Source organism: Nonomuraea sp. NPDC003214 (assembly GCF_053590035.1).
Map to the genome: position 1 here is coordinate 348,502 of NZ_JBSFSX010000008.1, position 14,837 is coordinate 363,338.

The following is a 14,837-nucleotide window of genomic DNA, read 5'->3' on the forward strand; positions in this document are numbered from 1 at the left end:
CCTACGGCCGGTCCGACAGCGTGCGCAGGAAGTCGCGCACCAGGCCGGCGATCTGGCGGCCGCGGGTCTCCAGGGGGAAGTGGCCGGCGTCCAGGAGGTGGATGCGGGCGTCCGGGAGGTCACGGGCGAAGGCGCGCGCCCCGTCCGGGCCGAAGATCTCGTCGTTGCGCCCCCAGACGGCCAGCAGCGGGGGCCGGTGCTCGCGCAGGTACTCCTGCCAGAGGGGGTAGAGCCCCGGGTTGGTCCCGTAGTCGCGGAAGAGCGCGAGCTGGATCTCGTGGTTGCCCGGCCGGTCGAGCCTGGCCTGGTCGAGCGCCGCCTTGTCCGGGTTGACCAGCGACAGGTCGGACACGCCGTGGGCGTACTGCCAGCGGGTGGCCTCCGGGGTGAGCAGGCCGAGCAGCGGCGCGACGTCGGCGGACGGGTCGGCCCAGACCTTCTTGAACGGCTCCCAGAACGGCGTCAGCCCCTCCTCGTAGGCGTTGCCGTTCTGCGTGACGATGCCGGCGATGCGCTCCGGGTGCCGCAGGGCCAGCCGGAACCCGACCGGCGCGCCGTAGTCGTGCACGTAGAGGGCGTACGAGCGCAGCCCGAGCGAGTCGAGCAGCGCGTCCACCACGTCGGTGAGGTGGTCGAAGGTGTACGTGAACTCGTCGACGGCGGGCGCGGAGCTGTGCCCGAACCCCGGGTAGTCGGGCGCGATGAGGTGGAACTCGTCGGCCAGCTCGGCGATCAGCTCGTGGTAGGCGACGGACGAGGTCGGGAAGCCGTGCAGCAGCACGAGCGTGGGCGCGGACGGGTCTCCGGCCTCGCGGTAGAACACGTCGAGCCCGTCGACGACGGCGGTGCGATAGCGAATGGTCACAGCAACCCCTAACCGGTCAAAGCGATTTAGACGGTTAAGTGATAGCATGGCAGTCGATAACCGGTCAAACTCGTTTCAGGGGTTAGTAGTGAGAATCCGGCCGCTGCGCGGTGAGCCCTTGGGGCTCGACCTGGTCGACACCGTGTGGGTGGAGCAGGGCGGGCTCCTCGACCAGTTCGACGATCTCGACGGGGTCCGCGCCTGGCTCGCCGACCACGACCTGCCCGGCGCGGACGACGCCGAGCGGGTCCGCGACCGGCTGGTGGCCACCCGCGACGCGATGCGCACCCTGCTCGGCGGCGGCCCTCCCGACCGGCTCAACGCCGTGCTCGACCACGGCGGCCGACGGCCCCGCCTCGGGGAGACGGGGCCGTACGAACTGGTGGTGGTCGACGCGGCGGACTGGCACGCGGCCTGGGCCGCGGCGGCCGACCTCGCCCGGGTGCTGGGCGAGCGGCCGGAGCGGGTGCGCAAGTGCGCCAACCCTCAGTGCGTGCTGTGGTTCCTCGACGTCAGCAAGAACGGCAGCCGACGCTGGTGCTCGATGGAGGTCTGCGGCAACCGGTCCAAGGTGGGCCGGTTCAACCAGCGGCGCCGACCGTGATCACGATCTTGCCGCGGCCGTGGCCGGTCTCGCTCTCCCGGTGCGCGTCCGCGGCCTCCTCCAGCCGGTACGTCCTGCGTACCGGGAAGACGAACTCCCCGGAGGCGACCAGGGCGGCGTAGCGGCCGAGGCGCTCGGCGGAGCGGACGCCCTGGGTGACCTTGACGCCCAGCTCGGCGGCCTTGCCATGCTCGACCAGCGTGAGAATGCGGGAGCGGTCCTTGACCAGCTCCAGCGAGACCTCCAGCGCGTGGCCGCCGGCGCCGTCGAGCGCGGCGTCGATCCCGCCGGGCGCGAGCGCGCGCACCCGGTCGGCCAGCCCGTCCCCGTACGTGACCGGGATCGCGCCGAGCTCGCGCAGGTAAGGGTGGTTCTCCTCGCGGGCGGTGCCGATCACGGTGGCGCCGCGGCGCCGGGCGATCTGGACGGCCGCGGTGCCGACCGAGCCGGCGGCGGCGTGCACGAGCAGCGTGTCGCCCTCGCCCACGCCGAGCCCGTCGATGGCCAGCTCGGCAGACTGGACCCCGGAGGTCAGCCCGCCCGCCACCTCCCACGGCAGCTCCGGCGGCTTGGGCGTCACGTCACCGGCAGGCACAACCACGTACTCGGCATAGCAGTTGAGCAGCGAGAAGCCGAGCACCTCCGCGCCCACCGCCACCTCCGTCACGCCCTCGCCCACCTGGTCCACCACACCGGCGAACTCGTTGCCGGGGATGCGCGGCAGGTCGCCGGTGACGTTCGGCGGGGTCCAGCCGGCGCGCACCGCCGTGTCGAACGGCTGCACCCCGGCCGCCCTGATCCGCACCCGCACCTGGCCGGGACCCGCCTGCGGGGCGGGCAGCTCCATCACACGCAACACCTCGGGGCCGCCGAAGGCGGAGAACGCCGCGGCCCGCATCATCTCTTGGCTCATGCCGGCCAGCCTGGTCCCTCAACCGCACTTGAGGTCAAGCGAGCTAACCTTTCGGGAACTTTTTCCTTTACTCGCTCTTTATCTCGATATAGTCCGACAACGGATACGCACCGGGGGACGGGGCAACCAGCATTGGGCGAGTTTCTGCATGTCGCGTTCAGCTATCCGATGGCCGTTTTCACCTACCCGCTGATCGTGGTCGTCGGCTACTGGATCGTGGTCGTGACCGGTCTGTTCGACACCGGCGACCATGACGCGCCGTGGCTCGGTCTCGGCGGTGTGCCGGCCGGCGTCACGCTCTCGCTGCTGATCGCGTTCTCCTGGCTGCTGACGCTGATCGGCAGCCAGATCACCACCCTTCCTGTCGTGCCACTGCTGGCCCTGGCCGGCGGCTGGCTGGGCACGCGCGCCCTGCTCGCGCCGCTGCGGCGGCTGGCGCCCCGCGAGCGGCAGCCCTCGCGCGGCGACTTCGTCGGCCAGATGTGCGTGATCCGCACAGGCTCGGCGACAGCCGACTTCGGCCAGGCCGAAGTCACCGCCACCGACGGCTCCTCGGCCGTGATCCAGGTCCGCACGACCGGTCAGGACAGGCTGTCCCGCGGCGACAGCGCATTGATCTTCGAATACGACGCAGACGGCGAATTCTTCTGGGTCATGCCTTACGAAAGTGAGCACTGATGGATGTCATCTCCACCGGATTCGGTATATTCCTCGCCGTCGTCCTGGTCATCGTCATAGGACTGCTCATCCTCGTCGGCCGCCTTTTCCGGAAGGTCGAGCAGGGCAAGGCACTGATCATCTCGAAGGTCAACAAGGTCGACGTGACGTTCACCGGGGCCATCGTGCTGCCTGTCGTCCACCGGGCCGAGGTCATGGACATCTCGGTGAAGACCATCGAGATCGGGCGGACCGGCCGGGAAGGGCTGATCTGCCGCGACAACATCCGGGCCGACATCAAGATCACCTTCTTCGTCCGGGTGAACAAGACCGCCGAGGACGTCATCAAGGTCGCCCAGGCCATCGGCACCGTCCGGGCCAGCGACGAGTCGACGCTCCAGGAGCTGTTCAGCGCCAAGTTCTCCGAGGCGCTCAAGACCGCCGGCAAGCAGCTCGACTTCGTCGACCTCTACACCAAGCGCGACGAGTTCCGCGACCAGATCGTCAGGCTGATCGGCACCGACCTCAACGGCTACAGCCTGGAGGACGCGGCGATCGACTACCTGGAGCAGACCTCGCTCAACCAGCTCGACAAGAGCAACATCCTCGACGCCCAGGGCATCCGGAAGATCACCGAGCTGACGGCGCTGGAGCACGTGCGCACCAACGAGTTCCAGCGCACCGAGGAGAAGGAGATCACCCGCCAGAACGTGGACGCCCGCGAGGCCATCCTGGAGCTGCAGCGCCGCCAGGCCGACGCCGAGATCAAGCAGAAGCGCGAGATCGAGACCATGAAGGCGCGCGAGGAGGCCGAGATCGCCCGCGTCCAGGCCGAGGAGCGGCTCAAGGCGCAGGCCGCCAACATCAAGACCGACGAGCAGCTCGGCGTCCAGCACGAGAACCGGGCTCGCGAGGTCGCCGTCGCGGAGAAGAACCGCGAGCGCGTGATCGCCATCGAGTCCGAGCGCATCGAGAAGGACCGCCTGCTGGAGGTCATCGCCCGCGAGCGGGAGACCGAGCTGTCGCGCATCGCCAAGGACAAGGAGGTCGAGACCGAGAAGCGGTCGATCGCCGAGGTCATCCGCGAGCGCATCGCCGTCGACAAGACCGTGGCCGAGCAGGAGGAGGCCATCAAGCGGCTGCGCGTGGTCGAGGAGGCCGAGCGCACCCGCCAGTCGGTGATCATCGCCGCCGAGGCCGAGGCGCAGGAGAACCTGGTCAAGGGCATCAAGGCGGCCGAGGCCGCGGAGGCGGCGTCGAAGTTCCGGGCCCGCGAGGAGCTCGTGCTCGCCGAGGCCAAGCAGCAGGCCGCCGAGCTGGAGGCGCGGGCCAAGATCCGGCTGGCGGAGGGCATCCAGGCCGAGTCGGCCGCGGCCGGGCTGGCCGACGTCCAGGTCAGGGAGCGCGACGCGGAGGCGATCGAGAAGGTCGGCCGCGCCGAGGCGCTGGTGCTGAGCGAGAAGCTGCGGGCCGAGGCCGACGGCGCCAAGGCGATGGCGCTGGTCGAGGGCGACCGGCTCAAGGCCAAGGCCGAGGGCGAGCAGGCGATGGCGATGGCCACCGCCGCGGCGGTGGGCGAGAAGCTCAAGGCCGAGGCCGAGGGTCTGACGGAGAAGGCCGCCGCGCTGGCCGCGCTGGACGAGGCCAGCCGGGCGCACGAGGAGTACCGCCTGCGACTGGAGGCCGACAAGGAAGTGCGGCTCAAGCAGATCGACGTCTCCCGCCAGGTGGCCGAGTCGCAGGCCGGTGTGCTGGCCGCCGGGCTGGCCAAGGCCAACATCGACATCGTCGGCGGCGACACGATGTTCTTCGACAAGGTCGTCGGCTCCATCACCGCGGGCAAGGTGGTCGACGGCTTCGTCGAGCACTCCGGTGTCGTCCGGTCGATGGCGACCCCGTACCTGAACGGGAGCGCCAGCCTGGTCGAGGACATCGGGCGGCTGGTCGGCGGGATCGGCAGCGAGGACCTGAAGAACCTGACCGTGTCGGCGCTGCTCATGCAGCTCATCCAGCGGGGCGGGCCGGACTCCGGGCCGCTCGGCGAGCTGCTGGAGACGGCGCGCCGGCTGGGCGTGGCCGACTCCCCCGTGGCGGCGCTGACCCCGGCGAAGGTCTGACGCGTGGCCGAGGACGTCCGGCCCGACCTGGAGGCCGGCACCTACGAGGTGCTCAGAAACCGGCTCGGGGCCCAGGCCAAGGCGCTGACGAAGGCGGCCGAGTCGGTCAACGCCCAGCGGCTGGAGGTGTTCGGTGGGGCCGAGCTGCGGCTGCTGGGCACCGAGCGGATCCGCACCGAGAACAACTGCGTGCCCAGGGACATCGTCTCCCTGGGCGGGGTGATGCTGTTCGGCTACAACGTGTTCATCGGGCTCAAGCCGGAGACCGCGGTGTCGGACGTGTTCGCGGTGCACCGGTTCACCCGTGACGGGGACGCGTTCCGCTTCGACCAGGACAAGCTGGAGACGCTGGACGACGAGGCGTTCAGGAAGGACTTCGCCGAGCTCTACCGCTACTACAAGGAGACCCGGCTGGCGCAGCTCAGGCGGGTTGAGGGCAAGCTGCTGGCCGTGTTCAGGACGGGGCCGGCGGACATCCGGGTGCTGCGCTGGACGGTCACGCCCACCGGGGTCCCGAAATATCAGGACAACCGCGGGGAGCGGGACCACGTCTTCCCGCCCTCCCACGACTTCGAGTGGACGCCCACCACCCGCGACGACCACGTCCTCGGCCGCCACCCGCACATCTCCGTGCAGGGCGAGGTGTTCGTCGAGACCGTCGGCGGCGACCTCACCATCAAGATCGAGAACAACACGGAGTCCGGCGAGGGCATCTACGCCGAACCCGTCACCGAGCAGTTGCAGAGCCTGGCCGACGCCGACGTCGAGCACGCCCGCGTCGGCCCGCTCATCCTCATGCGGATCAGGCCGTACAAGGAGACCGCCTGGCGCCACCTCGTCTTCAACACCCGCACCAAGGCCGTGACCAGGCTCGACGGCATCGGCCAGGCATGCCAGCGGCTGCCCGAGGACCAGGGCCTGATCTTCCCCGGCGGCTACTACCTGGCCACCGGCGTCAGCAAGACGTTCGACACCGACGTGACCGACCTGGAGTTCGAGCGGGTGGTGCGCTCCCCCAACGGCGAGGACGTGCTCTACGTCTTCCACGCCAGGGGCGACGGCCGCTCGCTGCTGCTGCCGTACAACGTGATCAGGAAGGAGGTGGCCAACCCCATCGTGTGCCACGGCTATTCACTGTTCGACGACGGCACGATGGTGGTCTTCCGCGCCACCTCCGAGGAGCCGACGCGGGTCCACCCCATGCAGGTGTGGCAGACGCCGTACGTCTCCGACACCTACGCGGCGGCGCAGCCCGCCGGCACCGGACCGCTGGAGCGGATCGGCAACGCCGAGCTGGTGCGCGGCATCTCCGACTGCCTGTCGGTCGCCCGGATGATCGAGGAGATGGCGCCGTCGGCGGCCACGTTCGAGGCGCTGATCGCCGCCTGCACGCGTGCCTTCGACAGCTACCACTGGCTCGGCGAGCAGGGCCTGGACGGCCCGCTCGGCGACGTCCGCGCCACCGCCGAACAGGTCCTCGACGAGTACGAGAACGTCGAGCAGCTCACCCGGCAGGCCGCGCGGACCCTCGAAGAGGCCGAGGACGAGGTCACCCAGCTCGTCCGGCGCTCGCGCGGTGACACGCCCGCGACCGCCGACGCCTGGGTGACGCTGCTGGCCACCCTCCGCCGCGCCCAGGGCCACCTGGTGACGCTGCGCGAGGTGCGTTACGTCGACCTGGCCCGGCTGGACGAGCTGGCCGCCGAGGTGCGCGCCGAGCTGGACGCGGCGGGCCGGCGCGCTGTGGCTTTCCTGGAGGGCGCCGACGCGTTCACCGGCTACCACGCCGCCGTCGAGGAGCTGGCCGCCCAGGCCGCCGCGATCACCACCGCCGCCGAGGCCGAGCCCGTCGCCGACCGGCTGTCGACGCAGGCCGAAGGGCTGGAGGTCGTCACCGAGGTCGTCGGCTCGCTCGACATCGCCGACGCCACCGTCCGCACCGCCATCCTGGGCCGCATCGCCGAGGTGCTCGGCGGCGTCAACCGGGCGCGGGCCGTCCTCGACGGACGGCGGCGCGAACTGCTCGGCAGCGAGGGCCGCGCCGCGTTCGCCGCCGAGTTCGCGCTGCTCGGGCAGGCCATCACCGGCGCGCTCGCCGTCGCCGACAGCCCCGAGAGCTGCGACGAACAGCTCGGCCGGCTGATGATCCAGGTGGAGAACCTGGAGTCGCGCTTCGGCGAGTTCGACGACTTCGCCGCCCAGCTCGCCGCCAAGCGCGACGACGTCTACGAGGCGTTCTCCTCCCGCAAACAGTCACAGCTCGACGCGCTGGCCCGGCGCGCCGACCGGCTGTTCGCCTCCGCCGAGCGCATCCTGACCGGCGTCACCCGGCGGCTCGGCGGCCTCGGCACGCTCGACGAGGTCAACACCTACTTCGCCACCGACCCCATGATCACCAAGCTCCGCTCGGTCGCCGCCGAACTGCGCGAGCTGGGCGACGCCGTACGCGCCGAGGAGCTGGACGGCCGGGTCAAGGCGGCACAGCAGGAGGCCGGGCGGGCACTGCGGGACCGGCTCGACCTGTTCGCCGACGGCGGCGACACCATCCGGCTCGGCCACCACCGCTTCGCCGTCAACACCCAGCCCATCGACCTCACGCTGGTGCCGCACGGCTCCGAGATGCACTTCGCCATCACCGGCACCGACTACCGCGCCCCCGTCCCCGCCTCGTTCGCCGACACCCGGCCGTTCTGGGACCAGCTCCTGGTCTCCGAGACCCCGGAGGTCTACCGCGCCGAACACCTCGCCGCCTCACTCCTCGACGCCGCCGTGCCGGGCGCCGACCTCCAGGCCCTCGTACGGCAGGCCGCCCAGGACCGCTACGACGAGGGGTACGAGCGCGGCGTCCACGACCACGACGCCGCGGCCATCCTCGACGTGCTCGTCCGGCTCCGCGACGGCGCCGGGCTGCTGCGCTACCCGCCCGAGGCGCGGGCCGGGGCGCAGCTCTTCTGGGCGCACGGGATCGACGAGGTTTCACGTAAAACATTGACCACCCGGGCCGTGTCGCTGGTGCGCGCCCGCGACGTCTTCGGCCCCACCCCGGCGCTGTCGGCACTGGCCGCCGAGCTGGGCGCGCTCATCTCCGCCTTCCTGGCGACCGCCGGGGCCTGGGACGCGGGCGACCTGGCCGGCGAATACCTGGTCGAGGAGCTGGCCGGGCAGCCCGCCGGGTTCGTGACCAGCAAGGCGGCGCGCGACCTCGTCGCCGGGTTCCACCAGGCGCTCGGGCCCGGCCGCACCCGCGAGTTCGAGCAGGACCTGAAGGCCGTCCCGCTGCCCGAACGGGTGCAGCTCGCCCGCGCCTGGCTCGGCGCCTTCGACCAGGGGCCCGAGCTGACCGAAGCCGTCGCCGTGCAGCTCTGCGACCTGCCCCGGCACGACTCCGGCGCCGCCGTCACCGCCACCGCCGACGGGCTCCTCGGCGCCCACACCCGCATCACCGGCCGCACACTGGAGATCCGCCTCGACGAGACGCTGGCCAGGACCCGGCGGTTCGCCACCGAACGCGTCCCCGCCTTCCGCGCCTACCAGAAGCGGCGCGGCGAGCTCGTCGACGCCGAACGCCGCCGGCTCCGGCTGGAGGAGTACAAGCCCAAGGTGATGAGCGCCTTCGTGCGCAACCGGCTGCTCGACGAGGTCTACCTGCCGCTCATCGGCGACAACCTGGCCAAGCAGCTCGGCGCGGCGGGCGCGGGCAAACGGACCGACCAGATGGGGCTCCTGCTGCTCATCTCACCGCCCGGCTACGGCAAGACGACGCTCATGGAGTACGTCGCCAGCCGGCTCGGCCTCGTGTTCGTCAAGGTGAACGGGCCCGCCCTGGGCCACCGCGTCACCTCGCTCGACCCCGCCGAAGCGCCCGACGCCACCGCCAGGCAGGAAGTGGAGAAGATCTCGTTCGCGCTGGAGACGGGCAACAACACCCTGCTCTACCTGGACGACATCCAGCACACCTCGCCCGAACTGCTCCAGAAGTTCATCTCGCTCTGCGACGCCCAACGCCGCATCGAAGGCGTCTGGAACGGGCGCACCCGCACCTACGACCTGCGCGGCAAGCGGTTCGCCGTGTGCATGGCCGGCAACCCGTACACCGAGTCCGGGCAGCGCTTCCGCATCCCCGACATGCTCGCCAACCGGGCCGACGTGTGGAACCTCGGCGACGTGCTCTCCGGACGCGAGGAGCTGTTCGCGCTCAGCTTCATCGACAACGCGCTCACCTCCAACGCCGTCCTCGCCCCCCTGTCCGCCCGCGACCGCTCCGACGTCGAACTCCTCGTCCGGCTCGCCCGTGGCGACCAGGGCGTGCGCCCCGACCAGCTCAAGCACCCCTACACCAAGCCCGAGCTCGACCAGGTGCTCAGCGTGCTGCGCAAGCTCCTGCGCGTCCAGGAGGTGGTGCTGGCCAACAACCGCGCCTACATTGCCTCCGCCGCCCAGTCCGACGCCGCCCGCACCGAACCGCCCTACCGGCTCCAGGGCTCCTACCGCAACATGAACAAGCTCGCCGAACGCATCGTCCCCGCCATGAACGACGACGAGCTCGAAGCCGTGCTCGACGACCACTACCTCGGCGAGGCCCAGACCCTCACCTCCGACGCCGAGGCCAACCTGCTCAAACTCGCCGAACTCCGCGGCCGCCTCACCCCCGCCCAGGCCGCCCGCTGGGCCGAGATCAAAGCCGCGTACGTGCGCGCCAAGGCGCTCGGCGGCAGCGGCGACGACCCGATGACCCGGGCCGTCGGCGCCCTCGGCCTCCTCGCCGACCGCGTCCGCGAGGTCGGCTCGGCGATCAGGGAGACCTGAGCTCCAGCCGCGAACCCGTGAAGGCGGCGCGCATCCGCCGGTCATGCGTCACGACCACCAGCGCGCCGCCATACCCGGCCAGCGCCTCCTCCAGCTCCTCCACCAGCAGCGGCGACAGGTGGTTCGTCGGCTCGTCCAGCAGCAGCAGGTCCGCCGGGCTCGTCACCAGCCGGGCCAGCTCCACCCGGCGCCGCTGCCCGTACGACAGCTCGCCCATCCGCAGCAGCAGGTCCCGCGGCCGGAACAGGCCCAGCGCCAGCAGCGTCTCCGCGTGCTCCTCCAGGTCACCCGCCCGGCCTTCGGCGAACGCCCGCAGCAGCGTCAGGTCCTTGGCAGCCGGGGCCTGGTCCTGCCGCAGGTACCCGACCCTGGCCGGCCGCCGCACCGTGCCCCCGTCGTGCGCCAGCACTCCGGCCAGCACCTGCATCAGCGTGCTCTTGCCCGCCCCGTTCGGGCCCGTGACCAGCAGCCGCTCCCTTTGGCGTACGCGCAGCCCCGCCAACCGCAGCCGACTCCGCACCACGAGGTCACTCACCTCCACCGCGACCTCCGACCGCCCGGAGCGTTCCCCAGGCCCACCTGCGGCCTCCGGCGAGGCGGGCCGTTGCGCCAGGCGCACCCCCTCCGAGAGGCGCGCCTTCTCCGAGGAGGCCAGCCCCTCCCCCGACGCCGCCGTCTCCTGAGGGTCCCCAGCCCCTGAAGAGGCCGCACCCTCCGCAGAGAGCGCCACGTTCGAGGACGTCGCCCCTTCCCGGGAACGCGCTCCCTCCGTAAGGGGGGCACCCTCCGGGAGCCATCCCGTGGGGGGCGTTGCCGGCTCGGAGGGAAGTAGCTCCTCCCCCGACGCCGCCGTCTCCTGAGGGTCCCCAGCCCCCGCAGAGGCCGCACCCTCCGCAGAGAGCGCCACCTTCGAGGACGTCGCCCCTTCCCGGGAACGCGCCCCTTCTGGGAGTGGGGCCTGGTCCAGGGGTGGGGTCCACTCCTGGGAGGCGTCCTCCAGGGGAAGCGTGCCGTCCGAGGGAGGTGTCCGTTCCAGAAGGGGTCCCTCCCCTACGGGCGGCGCCCAGCCCGTAGGGGGCGTGGGTTCCGTGGAAGGTGTGCCGTCCGAGGGAGGCGGCTCCTGGGGTGGGGGCCAGGCCGTGGGGGGCGTTGTCGGGCCCGAAGGATGGGGGGTGGTCAGGAGGGGTGGGGTGGTGAAGTGGAGGCGGGGCGGGGGTGGGGGGACGGGGTGGGCTCGGAGCCAGGCGGCGCGTTGGTGGGACTGGCGGATGCGCCCGGCGGCGCCGTGGGTGCGGGAGCGGGCGCGCCAGGCTCCGGTGCCCATGCCGGCCTTGGCGACCTTGCGCGGGATGGCGGCGAGCCGGCCGGCGTTGGCGGTGACGAGGCCGGCGTGCCGGGCGAGCTCGGCCTTCCACTCCTCGTGCGCCAGCGCCTGGGCGGCCCGTTCGGCGGCCTTGGCGGCGAGGTAGCCGCCGTAGCCGTTGCCGTAGCGGCGGACGGCGCCGTGGTCGACCTCCAGGATGCTGGTGGTGACCCGGTCGAGGAAGACCCGGTCGTGGGTGATGGCCACGACGGTGCCCCGGTGCGCGCGCAGGTGCTGTTCGAGCCAGGCGACGGCCTGGTCGTCGAGGTCGTTGGTGGGTTCGTCGAGCAGCAGCAGTTCGGGCGCGGAGGCGAGCGTGGCGGCGAGGGCGAGCCGGGAGCGTTCGCCGCCGGAGAGGGTGGCGACGGGCCGGTCGCGGGGGAGCCCGGGCAGGCCGAGGCCGTGCAGGGCGGCGTCGACCCGGGCGTCGGCCTCGTAGCCGCCGCGCGCTTCGAAGCGTTCGACGAGGGCGGCGTACGCGTCCAGGGTGTCCTCGGTGAGCGTCTGCTCGGCGGCGCGCATGCGGGTTTCGAGGTCGCGCAGGTCGGCGAGGGCGTGGTCGACGGCGTCACCGACGGTGGCGCCGGGCGGCAGTTCGAGCGCCTGGGGCAGGTAGCCGACGCCGCCGGGCGCGGCGACGGTGAGTTCGCCGTTGTCGGGCCGCTCGGCTCCGGCGAGGAGTTTGAGCAGCGTGGACTTGCCGGAGCCGTTCTCGCCGATGACGCCGGTCTTCTCGCCGGGCTTGACGGTGAACGACACGCGGTCGAGCACGACGCGGTCGTCGTAACGCTTGGTGACCTGGGAGAGGGAAAGTTGGGTACGCAAGGAAGCACCACCTCCTGTTTTTCGCGCGAACATGACGGCAGAGCGGGCGCGTGGCGGAGCGGTACGGCTCTACGCGGGGGCGCCCGGCGCGAACATCACAGGAAGCAGTAACCCATAGGGCGATGATCTAAGGCGATAAATCGGGATAAGTCAAGACCCTTTCCCCTCCGTCAGCTTCGCCGTGGCCGCGACCTGGATGGCGGTGGCGCGCTGGAGGAAGTCGACGATCACCTCCAGCTCCTCGTCGGAGTAGCCCGCGTAGAGCTCGGTCAGCCCGGTCACCAGCGGCTCGAACAGCTCCCCCAACCCGGCGATCCGCTCGTAGTTGACCTCGACGATGACGCGCCGGCGGTCCTTGGGGTGGCGGACGCGCCGGACGAGCCACTTGGCCTCCAGCCGGTCGATGAGCCCGCTGACCGAGGCGGGGGCCAGCCCGGTGTGCTGCGCGATCTCCCCCGCGGTCAGCGGCCCGAGGCGTTGCAGCAGGTCGAGCGTCTTCTCCTCGCTCATCCCCAGGCCCATCCGCTCGCCCATGGCGGTGTGGTACATCACGGCGGCGTTGCTGTTGGCCCGTCCGGCGTAGTACAGGGCGTCGAGCAATTTCTTTCGGTGTTCCGAAATATCTCTGGACATCGGCGTCTCCATCGGCATATATTTCGTTCAGCCGAACGAAAAGTTATCACGATGAAGGCTCTGGTCATAGGCTGCGGCATCGGCGGCCCCGCGCTGGCGATGGCACTGCACGAGGTGGGCATCGAGGCGGAGATCTACGAGGCGTACGGCGACACCGCGCAGGGCGTCGGCTCGTTCCTCAACCTGGCGTCCAACGGCCTCGACGCGCTGCGCTCGCTGGGGGTGCACCGCGAGGTCATGGCGGCCGGCATCCCCACGCCGGCCATGGTCATGTGGAGCGGCACCGGCAAGCGCCTGGGCACGGTCGCCAACGGGCTCGCCCTGGACGACGGCACGGTCAGCCACACGATCCTGCGCTCCGACCTCTACCGGATCATGCGCGACGGGGCCGCCCGCCGTGGCGTGCGGGTCTCGTACGGCAAGCGCATGGTGTCCTTCGACGACACCGGCGACCAGGTGACGGCCACGTTCGAGGACGGGACGCGGGCGACGGGCGATCTGCTGATCGCCGCCGACGGCGTACGGTCGCGCACCCGGCACCTGCTCGATCCGCAGGCGCCCGCCCCGCGCTACGCCGGGCTCTACAGCGGCGGCGGGATCATCCACGACCAGGACTTCACCGGCGAGCCGGGCGTCTACCACATGGTGTTCGGGAAGCGGGCGTTCTTCGGCTACTCGGTGGCCGAATCGGGTGAGACGTGGTGGTTCGCGAACCTGCCGCGCGCGCTCGGCGACGTGCCGGACGACTGGCGGCCGGTCCTGGTCGAGGCGTTCAAGGACGACGCGAACTTCTCGGCCGAGCTGGTCCGGCGCGCGGAGATCGGGCCGATGCTGCCGATCCACGACCTGCCGCCCGTGCCGGTCTGGCACCGGGGCAGGGTCGTGCTGACCGGCGACGCCGCGCACGCCACCTCGCCCAGCTCCGGCCAGGGCGCCTCGCTGGCCGTCGAGGACGCCGTCGTGCTGGCCCGATGCCTGCGCGACGAGGCCGGCCACGAGGCCGCGTTCCGCCGGTTCGAGGCCGAACGGCGCGGCCGGGTCGAGCGCGTGGTGGCGTACGCGAAGACGATCAGCAACAGCAAGGCGGCCGGGCCGGTGGCGCGGGTGTTCCGTGACGCGCTGATGCCGTTCTTCCTGAAGAAGAGCGCCAGCCAGGAGTCACTGGCCTGGATGTACCGCCACCAGGTCAGCCTGTGAGACGGCCGCGGCGCTCGCGGGCAGCAGCGGCAGCCGCACGTCCGGGGTCGGGATGAGGCCCCGGGCGTGCAGGACGCCCTTGATGACCGTGGGGTTCGGCTCGGCGAACAGCGCGGCCGAGATCGTGGCCAGCCGGTGCCCGAGCGCCCTGGCCCGGGCCACGTCCCCGGCATGCCAGGCGGCGACCAGCTCCGCGAACCGGTCGGTCGCCAGGTGCGCGGAGGCCAGGATGCCGCCCGCCGCGCCCAGCGCCAGCAGCGGCGAGATGAACGCGTCGTCGCCGCCCAGCACCGCGAACCCGTCGGGCAGGTCGCCGAGCAGGTCGACGGCGTCCTGGTCGATCCCCCCGGCCGCGTACTTCACGCCGGCGACCATCGGGTGCGCGCCCAGGTGCCGCAGCGTGGCCGCGCTCACCGCCTGCCCGGTCCGGTAGGGAATGTGGTAGATCACCAGCGGCACCGGCGTCCCTTCGGCCAGCGCCTCGAAGTGCGCGATCACCCCGCGCTCCGACGGCCGCAGGAAGTACGGCACCGTGACCAGCGCCGCGGCGACCCCCTCGGGCAGCTCGCTCAGCGCCCGCACGACGGATCGCGTGTCGTTGCCCGTGACGCCCACGGTCAGGGGCGCCCCGCGCTCGCCGCAGATCCGCGCGCACACCTCGATCACCCCGGCCCGCTCGTCGGCGTCGAGCGCCGCCACCTCGGCGGTCGTCCCCAGCGCCACCAGCCCGGCCGCCCCCTGGTCGAGCACGTGCCCGGCCAGCTTCTCGACCGCGTCGTACGCCACCGCCCCCGTCTCGTCGAACGGCGTGATCAGCGGCACATGGATTCCACTCAGCATGCTTCGAGCTTGGCCCC

General features: G+C 71.7%; 10 protein-coding genes. 5 read left to right on the forward strand and 5 right to left on the reverse strand.

The window, feature by feature from the left end; genetic code table 11:
* Position 1: 1 nt before the first annotated feature.
* The gene (locus ACWDXC_RS26685) at positions 2-865 is read right to left on the reverse strand and encodes an alpha/beta fold hydrolase (protein WP_449986302.1); all 864 of its coding nucleotides are present in this window, start codon (positions 863-865) and stop codon (positions 2-4) included.
* 88 nt (positions 866-953) lie between these two features.
* Here ACWDXC_RS26685 and ACWDXC_RS26690 point away from each other — a divergent pair, with 88 nt between their 5' ends.
* Positions 954-1,469, forward strand: a complete 516-nt coding sequence (locus ACWDXC_RS26690) for a CGNR zinc finger domain-containing protein (protein WP_449986303.1) — start codon at positions 954-956, stop codon at positions 1,467-1,469.
* On the opposite strand, the gene ACWDXC_RS26695 is transcribed toward ACWDXC_RS26690, so the two are convergent.
* Positions 1,447-2,367: an NADP-dependent oxidoreductase gene (locus tag ACWDXC_RS26695; RefSeq protein WP_449986605.1), complete on the reverse strand. Its 921-nt coding sequence runs from the start codon at positions 2,365-2,367 to the stop codon at positions 1,447-1,449. The two genes, ACWDXC_RS26690 and ACWDXC_RS26695, sit on opposite strands and share 23 nt — an antisense overlap.
* A gap of 147 nt (positions 2,368-2,514) precedes the next feature.
* Between ACWDXC_RS26695 and ACWDXC_RS26700 the strand changes: the two genes are divergently transcribed.
* Genes ACWDXC_RS26700 through ACWDXC_RS26710 form a run of 3 tightly spaced genes read left to right on the forward strand, consistent with a single transcriptional unit; the run spans position 2,515 to position 9,962 of the window.
* Positions 2,515-3,060 (forward strand): hypothetical protein, encoded by a 546-nt coding sequence (locus tag ACWDXC_RS26700; protein WP_449986304.1) that lies wholly within the window; start codon positions 2,515-2,517, stop codon positions 3,058-3,060.
* On the forward strand, positions 3,060-5,156 hold the full coding sequence (locus ACWDXC_RS26705; protein WP_449986306.1) for a flotillin family protein: 2,097 nt from the start codon (positions 3,060-3,062) through the stop codon (positions 5,154-5,156). The genes ACWDXC_RS26700 and ACWDXC_RS26705 overlap by 1 nt, the downstream gene beginning before the upstream one ends.
* A 3-nt stretch (positions 5,157-5,159) precedes the next feature.
* Entirely contained in the window at positions 5,160-9,962 is a 4,803-nt protein-coding gene (locus ACWDXC_RS26710; RefSeq protein WP_449986307.1) for a DNA repair ATPase, read from the forward strand.
* On the opposite strand, the gene ACWDXC_RS26715 is transcribed toward ACWDXC_RS26710, so the two are convergent.
* Complete coding sequence (locus tag ACWDXC_RS26715) at positions 9,949-12,183, reverse strand: ATP-binding cassette domain-containing protein (protein ID WP_449986309.1); 2,235 nt, start codon at positions 12,181-12,183, stop codon at positions 9,949-9,951. The genes ACWDXC_RS26710 and ACWDXC_RS26715 overlap by 14 nt on opposite strands.
* Before the next feature lie 117 nt (positions 12,184-12,300).
* Complete coding sequence (locus ACWDXC_RS26720) at positions 12,301-12,750, reverse strand: MarR family winged helix-turn-helix transcriptional regulator (RefSeq protein ID WP_449986311.1); 450 nt, start codon at positions 12,748-12,750, stop codon at positions 12,301-12,303.
* Positions 12,751-12,834: 84 nt separating this feature from the next.
* On the opposite strand from ACWDXC_RS26720, the gene ACWDXC_RS26725 reads away from it, so the two are divergent.
* Entirely contained in the window at positions 12,835-13,980 is a 1,146-nt protein-coding gene (locus tag ACWDXC_RS26725; RefSeq protein WP_449986313.1) for an FAD-dependent oxidoreductase, read from the forward strand.
* Here the strand turns inward: ACWDXC_RS26725 and dapA are convergent.
* Complete coding sequence (dapA, locus tag ACWDXC_RS26730; RefSeq protein ID WP_449986315.1) at positions 13,942-14,820, reverse strand: 4-hydroxy-tetrahydrodipicolinate synthase; 879 nt, start codon at positions 14,818-14,820, stop codon at positions 13,942-13,944. The genes ACWDXC_RS26725 and dapA overlap by 39 nt on opposite strands.
* Between the last annotated feature and the right edge of the window lie 17 nt (positions 14,821-14,837).

Bases quoted from the DNA above. Each gene is read 5' to 3' on its own strand.
- ACWDXC_RS26695 (WP_449986605.1), bottom strand. From the start codon at position 2,367: ATGCGGGCCGCGGCGTTCTCCGCCTTCGGCGGCCCCGAGGTGTTGCGT.
- ACWDXC_RS26705 (WP_449986306.1), top strand. From the start codon at position 3,060: ATGGATGTCATCTCCACCGGATTCGGTATATTCCTCGCCGTCGTCCTG.
- ACWDXC_RS26715 (WP_449986309.1), bottom strand. From the start codon at position 12,183: ATGTTCGCGCGAAAAACAGGAGGTGGTGCTTCCTTGCGTACCCAACTT.
- ACWDXC_RS26725 (WP_449986313.1), top strand. From the start codon at position 12,835: ATGAAGGCTCTGGTCATAGGCTGCGGCATCGGCGGCCCCGCGCTGGCG.
- dapA (WP_449986315.1), bottom strand. From the start codon at position 14,820: ATGCTGAGTGGAATCCATGTGCCGCTGATCACGCCGTTCGACGAGACG.